This window comes from Flavobacterium sp. AC105, from assembly GCF_979258495.1.
In genome coordinates this window covers 4381564-4395273 of the sequence record NZ_OZ409860.1, presented here as the reverse complement: position 1 = coordinate 4395273, position 13710 = coordinate 4381564, and the positions used below count along the sequence as shown (strand labels likewise).

Annotated in this window: 9 protein-coding genes; 2 read left to right on the top strand and 7 right to left on the bottom strand. The window is 33.5% G+C overall.

What is annotated here, in order from left to right:
- Positions 1-105: 105 nt before the first annotated feature.
- The 6 genes from kdpB to ACZ0AH_RS18190 all read right to left on the bottom strand — a co-directional run bounded on the left by kdpB (position 106) and on the right by ACZ0AH_RS18190 (position 8995).
- Positions 106-2139 carry a potassium-transporting ATPase subunit KdpB gene (kdpB, locus tag ACZ0AH_RS18215; protein ID WP_463477202.1) on the bottom strand — a complete coding sequence of 678 codons (2034 nt, stop codon included), beginning with the start codon at positions 2137-2139 and terminating at the stop codon, positions 106-108.
- A gap of 223 nt (positions 2140-2362) precedes the next feature.
- A complete protein-coding gene (kdpA, locus tag ACZ0AH_RS18210; protein WP_463477201.1) occupies positions 2363-4084 on the bottom strand; it encodes a potassium-transporting ATPase subunit KdpA in 1722 nt (573 codons plus the stop codon).
- Positions 4085-4176: 92 nt separating this feature from the next.
- A complete protein-coding gene (gene kdpF, locus ACZ0AH_RS18205) occupies positions 4177-4254 on the bottom strand; it encodes a K(+)-transporting ATPase subunit F (RefSeq protein WP_463478120.1) in 78 nt (25 codons plus the stop codon).
- Positions 4255-4444: 190 nt separating this feature from the next.
- Positions 4445-4795, bottom strand: a complete 351-nt coding sequence (locus ACZ0AH_RS18200) for a DUF7674 family protein (protein ID WP_463477200.1) — start codon at positions 4793-4795, stop codon at positions 4445-4447.
- A gap of 364 nt (positions 4796-5159) precedes the next feature.
- Positions 5160-6503 (bottom strand): sigma-54-dependent transcriptional regulator, encoded by a 1344-nt coding sequence (locus ACZ0AH_RS18195; protein ID WP_463477199.1) that lies wholly within the window; start codon positions 6501-6503, stop codon positions 5160-5162.
- Between the two features lie 50 nt (positions 6504-6553).
- Entirely contained in the window at positions 6554-8995 is a 2442-nt protein-coding gene (locus ACZ0AH_RS18190) for a histidine kinase dimerization/phosphoacceptor domain -containing protein (protein WP_463477198.1), read from the bottom strand.
- Between the two features lie 209 nt (positions 8996-9204).
- Between ACZ0AH_RS18190 and ACZ0AH_RS18185 the strand changes: the two genes are divergently transcribed.
- Positions 9205-11187, top strand: coding sequence for a sigma 54-interacting transcriptional regulator (locus ACZ0AH_RS18185; protein WP_463477197.1), 1983 nt, complete (start codon positions 9205-9207; stop codon positions 11185-11187).
- 127 nt (positions 11188-11314) lie between these two features.
- Here the strand turns inward: ACZ0AH_RS18185 and ACZ0AH_RS18180 are convergent, their stop codons facing one another.
- Positions 11315-12100, bottom strand: coding sequence for an alpha/beta hydrolase (locus ACZ0AH_RS18180; protein WP_463477196.1), 786 nt, complete (start codon positions 12098-12100; stop codon positions 11315-11317).
- Positions 12101-12427: 327 nt separating this feature from the next.
- Here ACZ0AH_RS18180 and ACZ0AH_RS18175 point away from each other — a divergent pair, with 327 nt between their 5' ends.
- The gene (locus ACZ0AH_RS18175; protein WP_463477195.1) at positions 12428-13657 is read left to right on the top strand and encodes a polysaccharide deacetylase family protein; all 1230 of its coding nucleotides are present in this window, start codon (positions 12428-12430) and stop codon (positions 13655-13657) included.
- Positions 13658-13710: the final 53 nt, after the last annotated feature.

Below are 13710 nucleotides of genomic sequence, written 5' to 3'. Positions count from 1 at the left end.
GATTCTAAGGGACTAAGTTGCTAAGGTTCTAAGTTTTTCTTAGAAGCGTAGTAATCCAAAGTCTTTGTTTTTTATTGAGTTTTTGTAGACCTGCCAGGTTTGATTTTACATACAAAGAGAAACTACCAAATCAATTAATTTAATTCCGATAAAAGGGACAATCAATCCGCCTAAACCATAAATTAACAGGTTTCTTTTAAGGATTGCACTTGCTCCGATTGGTTTATAATCAACACCTCGCAACGCAAGCGGAATCAATATCGGAATGATAATCGCGTTAAAAATTACCGCAGATAAAATGGCACTTTCAGGACTATGCAAATGCATAATATTTAAACCTTCAAGCGCAGGAATCGCAGTAATAAAAAGCGCAGGAACAATCGCAAAATATTTGGCCACGTCATTTGCAATAGAAAAAGTAGTTAAAGTTCCTCGAGTCATTAAAAGCTGTTTTCCAATTTCGATAATCTCAATAAGTTTAGTTGGATCATTGTCAAGATCGACCATGTTTCCGGCTTCTTTTGCAGCCTGAGTTCCGCTGTTCATGGCAACACCTACGTTTGCTTGCGCAAGGGCAGGGGCATCGTTGGTTCCGTCACCCATCATCGCTACAAGTTTACCTAAGTTTTGCTCGTTTTTGATGTAGTTCATTTTATCCTCAGGTTTCGCTTCGGCAATAAAATCATCAACACCTGCAGCTTCGGCGATAAATTTGGCGGTTAATGGATTATCTCCGGTAACCATCACTGTTTTTACACCCATTTTTCTCAAACGATCAAAACGTTCTTTCATTCCCGTTTTAATGATATCTTGCAATTCGATAACACCCTGAACCTGATCGTTTTTGATGACAACCAATGGCGTTCCTCCGTTTGTAGAAATATCAATTACTTTTTGAGCGGTATCTTCAGGAAAAGAATTTCCGGCTTGTTTTGCAATGTTTTTTGCAGCATCCTGAGCCCCTTTTCTAATATTGGTTCCATCTTTTAAAACAACTCCGGAAGTTCTGGTTTCTGCGGTAAATTTGATTAAAGTAGCACCTTCAATTGATAATTTATTGGCAGTTTCGGCTCCTGCCAGTTCCACGATACTTTTTCCTTCCGGAGTGTCATCTGCTAATGAACTTAATACAGCAGATTTTATAAAATCTTCTTCAGATACGCCTTTTGCAGGATAAAAATTCGTTGCTTTTCTGTTTCCAATGGTGATGGTTCCGGTTTTATCCAAAAGCAATACATCAATATCTCCGGCAGTTTCAACCGCTTTTCCTGATTTTGTAATTACGTTTGCACGTAATGCTCTGTCCATTCCCGCAATACCAATGGCAGAAAGTAAACCTCCAATTGTAGTTGGAATCAAACAAACGAACAAGGCGATAAAAGCAGCAATTGTAATGGGCGCTTTCGCATAATCTGCAAATGGTTTTAGGGTAACACAAACAATCACGAAGATTAGTGTAAAGGCGGCTAACAAAATAGTCAAGGCGATTTCGTTTGGTGTTTTTTGTCGGCTTGCACCTTCAACCAAAGCAATCATTTTATCTAAAAAGCTTTCGCCAGGTTCAGAAGTTACAATTACTTTAATTTTATCGGAAAGTACTTTTGTTCCTCCGGTTACAGATGATTTATCACCACCGGCTTCCCGAATTACAGGAGCACTTTCTCCCGTAATCGCACTTTCGTCGATAGTCGCTAAACCTTCGATAATTTCCCCATCAGTTGCAATTAAATCTCCTGATTCACAAACGAAAACATCTCCTTTTTTTAATTCAGATGAACTGATGTTTTTGATTTCTCCGTTAGGCAAAATTTGTCTTGCCGGAGTTTCTTCACGTGTTTTTCTTAAACTATCTGCTTGTGCTTTTCCTCTTGCTTCGGCAATAGCCTCTGCAAAATTGGCAAACAAAAGCGTAGCCAATAAAATCAGGAACACAATTAAATTATAGATGAAACTACCTTGGTCAGTTGCTCCCATTAAAATAGAAATACAAACGGCAAACATAATGGCAGTTCCTATTTCTACGGTAAACATTACCGGATTTTTGATCATCAATTTTGGATTCAGCTTCACAAAAGACTGCGCTAAGGCTTCTTTTACCTGTTTGCTTTCAAACAATGATGTGAATTTATTAGTTGTCATTTTCTTGTAAAAAGTTAAATGTTATTTGTTAAATGTTATTTGTTAAATGTTATGCACTAAAAACACATAGATTATAGAATATAGCCAGCGGTTTCAACCGCTGGGACGCAACGTATATCACAATCTTTCTTCCCACCATTCGTTTCCCCTGGTTGAAACCATGGGCTATGTTTGAAATATTTTGCGTTTATGTTTTATGTGTTTAAAAATATTTTCAGCATTTTTATTTTAGTGTAAAGTACTCCGCTAAAGGACCAAGTGCTAAGGCTGGGAAGAATGATAGAGCAGCAATAATCGCGATTACAGCAAAAACCATAACTCCAAAAATAGAAGTGTCCGTTTTTAAAGTTCCGGCGCTTTCGGGGATGTATTTTTTATTTGCCAATAATCCGGCAATTGCTAATGGTCCAACGATAGGAATGAAACGGCTCAAAAGCAACACAATTCCTGTAGTAATATTCCAAAACGGGTTGTTATCGCCTAAACCTTCAAAACCAGAACCATTGTTGGCAGCGCTCGAGGTATATTCGTATAACATTTCTGAGAATCCGTGGTTTCCGGGATTGTTTAACCAACCCGTTGCGTTTCCGCTAAACCAGTAACCCATTGCGGTATCATTTGCAGCAAAATAAGAAGCTAAAGCGGTACCCGCTAATATTAATAAAGGGTGAAGGATAGCAATAAAAGCAGCAATTTTAACTTCCCGAGCTTCAATTTTCTTACCTAAAAATTCAGGTGTTCGACCCACCATTAATCCGGAAATAAATACAGCCAGAATAATGAAAATATAGAAGTTTAGAATCCCAACTCCACAACCGCCATAAAAGGCATTGACCATCATGGCAAGCAATTCCATAGCACCGGAAACCGGCATTGAACTATCGTGCATACTATTTACAGAACCTGTAGAAATTACGGTTGTAGCAATACTCCAAAATCCTGAAATCGCTGGCCCAAACCGAACTTCTTTTCCTTCCATAGCTCCGGTTGTTTGGACGATTCCCATTTTTTCGATAGCAGGATTTCCGTTCATTTCGCTAATGACTGTTGGGATAACGAGTAATAAGAATCCAACTGTCATAACTCCGAAAATTACGTAAGAGAATTTCTTTTTCTTTAGATAAAAGCCTAAAGCAAAAATCATGGCAAACGGAATAATTAATTGTGACCAAAGTTCAACTGCATTGGTAAAATAAGTTGGGTTTTCTAAAGGATGTGCCGAGTTGGCTCCAAAAAATCCACCACCGTTTGTACCAATGTGTTTGATCGCAATAAAAGCTGCCGCAGGTCCGCGGGAAACGTCTACATGATCACCTTGTAAGGTTGTAATAGAATCTTTACTGTCAAAATCCATCGGTGTGCCGCTGAATGCTAAAATTGTAGCTACAATAACCGAAAGTGGTAATAAAATACGAGTACAGCTTTTGATGAAATAATCGTAAAAATTACCCAGTTTTTCTGTAGTTCTTTCTTTCATTGCTGTGAAAATTACTGCAGCAGAAGCCATTCCGACACCGGCAGAAACAAATTGAAGAAACATCAGAAACATTTGCGACAAGTAAGAAACGCCGCTTTCGCCTGAATAATGCTGTAAATTACAATTTACAACAAACGAAATGGCAGTATTAAAAGCCAAATCAGAACTCATAGACGGGTTATTGTCAGGGTTTAAAAACAACGATCCCTGAAACAATAAGATAAAAAAGCAAAGAAAAAACCAAACCATATTGATGCTTAAAAGTGCTTTTAAGTGCTGTTTCCAGTTCATTTCTTCAGTGGAATTAATTCCACTAATTTTAAAAATAAATTTTTCAATTGGATTGAAAATTGGGTCAAGCAATGTTTTATCTCCCAAATAAACTTTAGCGATATATTTTCCTAACGGAATGGCTAAAACTATCGAAACGATAAAAATAGTGATGACGCCTAATAATTCTGTATTCATAATTTTTTATATTTTAATAAAATGTCAGATGTGATTTGTAAAAGGAGACTGACGCATAACAGCTAACATCTCACTTATAACTTTTTACATCATTAAAATTTTTCGGGTTTGATTAATACATAAATCAAATAGCAAAAAACAGCGATGGAAATAATAAATAGTGCAGTCATGATTAGATTTTTTCAAAAAATTCAACTGATTTAAAACAAATAGCAAAAAGCAAAACAGCCAATGCGAGTAAAAGAAAAGTGATTAACATAGATTTTTATTTTTAGTGAAATGTGAAAATGTTAGAAGTAGGATATTTTTTGTAGAATGTGAGACACAAGTCATTTTACATTCACAAAAAACATTTTACAACTAGACACCGGACGTATTAACCTGTTTGATATATTCCGCTTTGAGCGTTTGAGGAAAAAGATGTGAAATGTTGCAGTGACGCATTTCCATAAAAGAAGAAACAGAGAAAATGTACACGTTTGAAATGGCATTTTTAGTTTCTAAACTTCCGTTAATAAACAGGCGTTCAGCAAGAGCCAGACATTTTTTTGCACGAACGATATTACCGGAAATAATAGATTTTTTGGTTATCTCAGCAAAGCGTTCAGCTTGTTTGTAGATTGAGGAGACTTGATTTTTCATTTTGGATGAATTTTTATGTTCTTCCTCCTTATGCCAAAATGTATTCCGAAAAAGTATAATAACTCGCAAAGTATTGCCAATAAAAGGATTGCGGTTTCGTGCCAGAAATCAGGCATAAAAAAAGCCTATCAAAATGATAAGCTTTTATTGAAATGATAGGAATGTTTAATTAAAAATTAGGAATTAAAAATTAAAAATTGTCATTGCTGATGATTGTATTTTAAGTCCAAGCGGGACGTAATATTTATAGAAAATTATAAGGTTATTTGATAGAAACCCCATCGGGGGTGACATATTTTGCAATCAAAAGCAAATAATATATCGCTCCGCTGGAGCTTTATTAAAACCCCGATTGAATTTGCTATAAATATTTTGCTCCGCTGGAGCTTTATTTGGAATTTTAATTTGATATTGAATTTTGATATTGCAATTTTTATTGAATACTATATTCTTCTAACTTTCGATACAAAGTCGCAATTCCAATTTCCAGCAATCGTGCTGTTTCTGCTTTATTGCCTTTCGTATAATTTAAAACCTTCTGAATATGCAATTTCTCGATACTTTGCATCGAAAAAGCCGACATTGATTTTGTTGCTTTTTCTGGTTGATGCTGCATTTCATAAGGTAAAACATCTGAAGTCAAAATAATTCCACTGCTTAAAATAACAGATCTTTCGATAACATTTTTAAGTTCACGAATATTTCCCGGCCACGAATAATTTTCTAATTTCTGAAGAAAATCATCTGAAATAGATAAAGTTTTTTTATTTGTTTTTTCAGAAAATTGCTTGACAAAATAATTAGTTATTGGCGCAATATCTTTAATTCTTTCTCGTAAAGGCGGAAGCGTAATTTCAAAAATATTCAAACGAAAATACAAATCAGAACGAAAACGGTGTTCTTCGCTTTCTGTTTTTAAATCTCTATTTGTTGCGGCAATTAACCTGAAATTTGATTTTTTGGGAGTTGTATCTCCAATCGGAATATATTCGCTGGTTTCTAAAACACGCAATAATTTAGCCTGCAATTCTATTGGCATTTCTCCAATTTCATCCAGAAATAAAGTTCCGCCGTTTGCTTCTTCAATAAAACCTTTTTTATCTTTCAACGCTCCGGTAAAAGCACCTTGTTTATGTCCGAAAAGTTCGCTTTCGAGAATTTCTTTGCTAAAAGTACTGCAGTTTAAAGCCACAAAAGATTTGCCAACACGATTGCTGTTTTCATGAATCGCTTGTGCAAAAACTTCTTTTCCGGTTCCGGTTTCACCCGTTAATAAAACAGTCGAATCGGTTTTTGCTACTTTTTTGGCAAGATCAATAACCTGCTCAATTCCTTTTGATTTGCCTATAATCGAATTAAATGAATATTTATCGCCAATACGTTTTTCGAGTTGTTGTACCTTTTTCTGTAAATGTGCTTTTTCAACGGCTTTGTATAAAAGCGGAATAATTTTGTCGTTATCATCGCCTTTTACAATATAATCAAAAGCACCGTTTTTCATCGCCTGAACACCATCCGGAATATTTCCAAAAGCTGTCAAAAGAATAACTTCGATCAAAGGAAAACTTCCTTTTATATTTTGCAGGAAATCAACGCCGTTTCCGTCCGGTAATTTCACATCACATAAAACGACATCAATTTCGGTTTGTTCCAGTTTTTTAAAACCTGATTTTAAATCTTTGGCTTCAAAAACTTCAAATCCTTCTGATTTTATAATGCGTGCCAAAAGACTTCTCAGTTTTTCTTCGTCGTCTATAATTAAAATTTTATGTGTCATTTGAGGAAAATTCTGGAATAGGAATTCATTTTGAAATACAAATTTAGGTTTTAAATCAGTTCTCTTTTTTGATTCAATGGAAATTCTTGCGAAAATTCAATTTTCAAAATCGTTCCATTTTTATTTTCCATCGTAAATTTTGCGTCCAAATCATCACTTAAACCTTTTATTAGACTCAATCCAAACGAATTGATTTTTTTAGCGCTGAGGTTCATATCAATTCCAATTCCGTTGTCAGAAATCGTTAATAAATAGTTGTTTTCAGAGACACCTTCAAGTGTCACATAAATCATTCCTGTTCGGTCTTCGGGAAAAGCATATTTGATAGAATTGGTGATTCCTTCATTCAAAATAAGTCCAAGCGGAACGGCCTGAGCAACATCTAATTCTAATGGATCAATTTTTATTTCAAACCGAATTCTTTGTCCAAGCGAAAAAGATTCTCGTAAATATTCGACTAATTCTTTGATATAATTTGGCATATTTATGGTCGAAATATTCTCTGCATTATACAATTTTTGGTGAATCAGCGACATCGAATGGATCCTGTGCTGACTATTTTTTATTGCCGATAAAGCCATATCATTATCCAGATAAGCTGATTGCGAATTTAGCAGACTTATAACGGTTTGAAGATTGTTTTTTACACGATGGTGAATTTCTTTTACAAGCCATTCTTTTTCATCGAGTAAATGCCTTAAATTAATGTTTTTCTGGCTGATTTCCTTTTCTTTAAGTTCAAGTTTTATATTGTTTCGCTGTTTTAAACGATAACGGTTATACAATAAACCAATCGTTATTAAAAGTAAAATCAAGCTCCAGATTGATAGATTATTCAAGAGTTGAGATTTGTGTAATTCACTTTCCTGAAGCTTTGATTGTTTGTTTAAAAGCTTGATTTTTTGTTCTTTATTAAGCGTTTCATACTGAAATCTAAGTTCTTCTATTTGTTTGTTTTTTGAAAAATCAATCACTGAATCGCTCATTTTTTTATAAACCTGATAATGTTTTAAGGCTGAGAGATAATTGCCATTTAAGGAATCTGTTATCGATTTTGAAACTTCGAGATTTACAGAGTTGTAGTTTAAATGATTTGCCTTGGATAATGTCGAAACTTTATTGGCATAAAAAATAGCTTTGTCTGCCTGAAATCTGTGAGCATAAAAATAAGACATTGACGAATAGGCGTTTGCAACATCATATACCGTTTCTGGTCCGTTTAATTGTTGTGCAGCAATATCCATTTCTTTATAATATTTATCTGCCAATGCATAATTTTTTAATTTATCATAGCAATTTGCTCTGGTATAATTCAGGATCATTGTGTCATAAGGATTTGTTGGCGGATATTTTGCAGTTACAGTATTAATATAATCAATGGCTTCCTGGTTTTTTCCTTTTGATGACAGCGCCGCAACAAGACTCATAAAACTTTTGTACCAACTTCCGGTACTGATATTTTTCTGTCCTAATTGTACACTTTTTTGGTACATTTCGAGCGCTTCTTCATAATGACCTAAGACTAAATAAACGTTCCCGAAACGCAGGTAAAAAGTGTCAGCAAAATTGTAATCATGAAGTATTTGTATGGTTTGTATTGTTTTTTGAGCATAATACAAAGCGCTTTTCAAATTGTGCATATTAAGCTCTATATAAGATATTGTAGCTTCTGTAAATTGAATATGCTTAAAGCCAATTTTTCTTTGATGGTATAAACTTTGGTAAAATTCTTTAGTGGCCAGATTAATATTGCCACCAAAATAATGAACGGTAATAAGCTCCAAATGTGTTTCGATGACTTTTTCTTCTAAACCTAAATCCTGATATAGTTTTATCGCTTCATTTAAGATTTCTTCTTTCTCAGGAGCTAAATTTGGCAAGAACCTGGCCTGATTTTCTAACGCATCGGCAAGAGCCTTTTTGTCATTTTGTTTTCGGCATTCGTCTGCAACTTTAGAAAAACATTTTTTACTTTCGATACTATTATGAATCTGAGCATAATATTTTCCGAGTAATAATAAACTTTGATGCTGCCATTTTTGAATTTTAAGCTGATTGCTGGTTTTTACCGCTCCATTAATATAAGTAAAAGCATTTTGAAGATCTTCTGGTTTTGTTCCGGGTTTAAAAAGGTAAAAACTGCCAAGCTGAAGCAATATTTTAATTTGATTTATATCTTTTGATGTGCCTAAAAGTTTTTTTACAGCATTAATATTTCCTTTTTCTATAAGATCACTTCCAATTAAAACACTTTCATTATCGTTATAACCTTCATCATAACTTAAAGAAAGTGGTAATTTATACGCTTTTGCGGCCAAAACAGCCGAACTGTCTTCGTCTATTTTTCCTTGATTAATGGCGTATAAAAATGTAGAACAAAAATGAATTAGCAAACGTTTTTTCTTTAAGTCGTAATCTGCAGTTGAAGGTGCTTGTGCGAAAGTTAGTGTTGAAATAAAGAACAAGAAATAGAGGCAAAATGCGTGTTTCATAATTGGTTTATAAGTAATTATTACAGAGGTTTTTGGTGTAACAAATATAGATATAAACTGTTATCGTTTTATGAAGTAATATCAAGAAAATTCACATAAAAGATGTTTTTTATGTTTAATATTTGGATAAATTGCTGTTTTAATTGTAATAATTAACTAATTTTATACCAATATATTACAAGTCTTCTAACAATAAAAATACCACAATAATGAAAACGGCTTCGGATGCTACAATCAATTCAATTGAAAAGAGATTTAAAAAACGAATTTTAATTGTTGAAGATCAATTTATTGAAGCGCATGACTTGCAATTAATCCTTGAAAAAGCAAATTATGAAGTAACCGGAATTGCCCGTTCTGTTGATCAGGCTTTGGAACAAATTGAAGCGGAAAAACCTGATTTGGTTTTTTTGGATATTTTTTTGAAAGGAACTAAAAACGGAATTGATCTGGCCAGAATTTTAAAAGAAAACTACATCGGATTTATATTTATTTCCGCCAATTCCAGCAAAAGTATTTTAGATTGTGCCAAAACAACTCAGCCTTATGGTTTTATCGTAAAACCTTTTAGGGAACAAGACGTTTTAACTACACTTGAAATCGCTTTTTACCGTCAGGAATATAGTCTGGAATCGCAATTAGTACAGCAATTACAATTGAAAAGTGATATTGAAACGATTATAAATTCAAATTTAAAAAAAGAAAATGTTTTGCTGGAATTTGGAAAAATGATGCAGACATTTATTTCATTTGATTATCTCGAAGTTGGTTTTACCAATAAAACGCATTATGATAATTTAGGAATGATGCGTAAAAACATAGATGATTATCAGATTATTAATCCTGAAAAATTCTCTAAAATCGCCGATATTTCGGTAAAAGAATTAAATGAAACGTATAAAAAATCAAAAGTAGATTTGAAACCTGTTATTTATAGCGAAGAATCGTTGATTAATAATTTTCAGGATGCACCGATAAAAGGTTTGATCGCACATAATTTTGGAATAAAATCTTATTTGGTTTTTCCAATTTCAATTGCGGCAATTCAAACTTTTCATTTTACATTTTACAGTAGGAATTTCAATATTTATTCAGCTGAAAATTTAAAATTACTATCAAATTTAGAAAATAATCTGGTTCAGCTTATTAATAAAACGTATTCAGGCGAAGTTTTGAATTTGGATGAAAAAAGCAAAAAAGAAACGGAAAAAAAAGATTTAAATTCAGAAAAATCAAAAATTGGGTTTGAAGGAATTATTGGAAATAGTACACAAATGATGACCGTTTTTGATTATATCCGAAAAGTTGCCCCATCCGATACTTCGGTTTTAGTTTTAGGCGAAAGCGGAACCGGGAAAGAAAAAATTGCTCAAAGTATTCACGCTTTATCACCTCGAAAAGATAAACCTCTTGTCATCATAAATTGTGGTGCGATACCGGAAAATCTGGCAGAATCATTACTTTTCGGGCATGAAAAAGGAGCGTTTACCGGAGCAATGGATAAACGTATTGGTAAGTTTGAACTGGCCAATGGCGGAACTATTTTTCTAGATGAAATAGGAGAGATGCCTATGGAACTTCAGGTAAAATTATTGAGGGTTTTGCAGGAAAGAGAAATTGAACGCATTGGCGGAGCTTCGTCTATAAAAGTTGATGTGAGAATTATTGCGGCAACCAATAAAAATCTGGAAGAAGAAGTTGCAGCAGGAAGATTTAGAATGGATTTGTATTATCGCCTGCATGTTTTCCCGATTATGGTTCCATCATTAAAAAAACGAAAAGAAGATATTCCGGAATTAACGAATCATTTTATAAAGGTATATAGTGAGAAAATGGGCAGAAAAGCGCCAATTCTTGCCGAACATGCTTTGCAGCAAATAATGAATTATAATTGGCCGGGAAATATAAGAGAATTAGAACACAGTATTCAGCGTGCGATTTTGCTAACCGACGGAAATACGATTAAGGAAATTGAGGTTTCGCCATCTTCAAAAATGCATGCAGAAGAAGTAAGCGAATCTTTTTCGATTAAAACTATTTTAGAAAACGAACGCGATTATATTTTATATATTCTGAAAAAATGCAACGGAAAAATATCCGGAATTGGCGGTGCCGCTGAAATTTTAGATATTCATCCATCGACATTAAATTCAAAAATCAAGAAATTAGAAATTAAACGAGAATTAAATTAGACTATTGTCTATAAAAATAAAACACGAATTTTATTAATTTTCACTAATTTGAAGCGTTAGCCAGGTTTGTGAAATTAATTCACAAACAGAATTCGTGAAAATTAGTGAAATTCGTGTTTAACAAAATTTAATCTATTTTTTCTAGCCAATCCGCACTAAAATTCGCCACTTCTTTCCAGTTAGATTGTCCTAAAACAAAATGATTTCGACCTCTAAATTCCTTAAAAGTTGTTATAGAATCGAAGTTTTTGTACTTTTTAAAATTCGAATAATTTAAAGACGAAGGAATAATATGATCTTCAGCACCTGCGATAATTAATAAAGGAGCATGTTTTTTCCTGAAATCAATTTTGGCAGTTTTAGTCAAACCATCCCTCAAGGCCAATTTAGATTCCGGAACCACTAATTTTTCATAAGCCTCTTTTTGTTCTTCAAACAACATTCCGTTTGTAAACGCATATTGCCATTGTTTAAACGGCATTAAAAAGGTCTTTTTTAGTGAAGTAAAAAATCCTAAAGCGCCCCAGCTCGCTTTATAAAATGAAAATTTAAACGTTATTAATCCTTGTGGAGCAACAGAATGTATCGCTATTCCGGCCGTCGCAAGATCTTTTTGAAGTAATAATTGTGTCAAAAGCCCTCCGTATGAATGTCCGATCAGGATTGGTTTATTCGGAAGTTTTTCAATTATTTCAGTATAATAATCAATCAGGTTTTGCAATCGTATCGAAGCCACTTTTTCGTCCGGATGTCTGCTTCTTAAAACTTCAGCCGATTCATTTTTGTTAGGCCACGGCGGCGCAACCGTTTTGTAACCTTTATTTTCAAAAAAAACGATCCATTCATCCCAACAAGAATGGCTAACGAATGCTCCTGTAATAAACACAATAGTTTTAGTATGTGATAGATTCATAATGGTGTTTTTAAATTAGTTTCTACTATTTTACCCTTTTGTTTCTGATTAAAAATTAAGCTGCATGTTTTTCTGTAAATAAATATTTTGTTCATTCCGGAAGCTTTTATATATCTCCAGCTTTGTTAAATTTGAATTGCATGTCTAAAATGAACCAAATTAAATGCCTTGTTTTATGTTATTGATTATCAATGTTTTGTAGGTTTTGTTTTTAATAAATTATTCTTATTTCGTTAAAATACAATTGATAATATTGAAATATCATTTTTTAAATAGTTTTAATTTTAAAGAAATGTATCTTTAGAAACTCTAAATCTTATCCCTAAAATGGAAATACCACAACTCCGAATGAAAACATTTTTATTCACTACAATTCTCATAATCAATGGCGTATTTTTTTGTTCTGCAAATAATTCAAATACAGATTCATTAAAATCAAAATCAATCTCATTCAAAATAAAACTAAAGTCAAATGAGAAAGTAAAAATTGAGCCTTCAGCATTAAAATTTAATAAACATTTAGCCTACAGTTTTACGGTTGATGACGGATATCGGTCGGCTTATTTAACCGCTTTTCCGTTATTGAATGGAGGAAAAATTAACGGACCATCAAAAAGTGAATGGAAAAATGATCAGGGCGGAGACGGAACAACCTCAAAAGGGCTTTTATATTCTGACGGATTAGGAAATAAAATTCCGTTTAAGTTAGGTTTGGCGATTAATGGCGCAGCAATTGGCGATTTGCCAGCCAATCGCGGACATCTTTCGTGGCCGGAAGTAAAAGAAATGTACAATGCCGGTTGGGATATTTTGAACCACGGTTTTCATCATGCAACCAAACACGGCACTATTTTTTTGACTGAAGTAACCGAAAATACGACTTCAATAAAACAAAATTTAGGATTTACCATTTCTCAGTTTGTAGTTCCCGGCGGAGAAAGCGATCCCGGATATCAATTAGAATATGAAAGAGACGCATTGGCAAATGGTTCTTTTTCGGTAGCATCTTATGTTGGTTCAGGACCGGTAATTAATGTAAATGAAAAAGTAAACCTTGATAAAATGATTTATGCAAGAACTTTTGTGCAAAGCTCAAAAGACACGATTGGTTTTAAAACTATGGATCATTTTTTGGAGAATTTGGACGCAGTTGCAAAGTCACCAAGTCCAGTTTGGTATAACGAATTTACGCACGGAGTTGGAAATCAAAATCTTTGGAATTTAAGCATGCGTTTCCCTGATTTTAAATATTATATGACCACAATTGCCAATAAATACGGAGCAAAAGGAGACGATACTATCTGGATGGCGCCGTGGCAGGAAGTTTACGAATATATCTGGCTTCGTGACAGAATCAAAATCAATTATGAACAAAATAATAAGGAAGGGCTAGTAACAATTGAACTTCCGGAAATTCCGGAAACATTCAGATATCGTGCTATTTCATTATTAGTTAATACTCCTTCAAAATTTGAAATAGAATCTAATTCACCTGATTTTAAAGTTTTAAGCGATGGAAAAACCAATCATAAATTAATTACGATTGAACTCAAATAAAAATAATTTTGCCACAGATTAAAAGATTAGAAAGATTTTATTTCACGCAGATT

Excerpts from the sequence above, each read along its gene's own strand:
- kdpB (WP_463477202.1), bottom strand. The coding sequence starts at position 2,139 with ATGACAACTAATAAATTCACATCATTGTTTGAAAGCAAACAGGTAAAA.
- kdpA (WP_463477201.1), bottom strand. The coding sequence starts at position 4,084 with ATGAATACAGAATTATTAGGCGTCATCACTATTTTTATCGTTTCGATA.
- kdpF (WP_463478120.1), bottom strand. The coding sequence starts at position 4,254 with ATGACTGCACTATTTATTATTTCCATCGCTGTTTTTTGCTATTTGATT.
- ACZ0AH_RS18195 (WP_463477199.1), bottom strand. The coding sequence starts at position 6,503 with ATGACACATAAAATTTTAATTATAGACGACGAAGAAAAACTGAGAAGT.
- ACZ0AH_RS18190 (WP_463477198.1), bottom strand. The coding sequence starts at position 8,995 with ATGAAACACGCATTTTGCCTCTATTTCTTGTTCTTTATTTCAACACTA.
- ACZ0AH_RS18185 (WP_463477197.1), top strand. The coding sequence starts at position 9,205 with ATGAAAACGGCTTCGGATGCTACAATCAATTCAATTGAAAAGAGATTT.
- ACZ0AH_RS18180 (WP_463477196.1), bottom strand. The coding sequence starts at position 12,100 with ATGAATCTATCACATACTAAAACTATTGTGTTTATTACAGGAGCATTC.
- ACZ0AH_RS18175 (WP_463477195.1), top strand. The coding sequence starts at position 12,428 with ATGGAAATACCACAACTCCGAATGAAAACATTTTTATTCACTACAATT.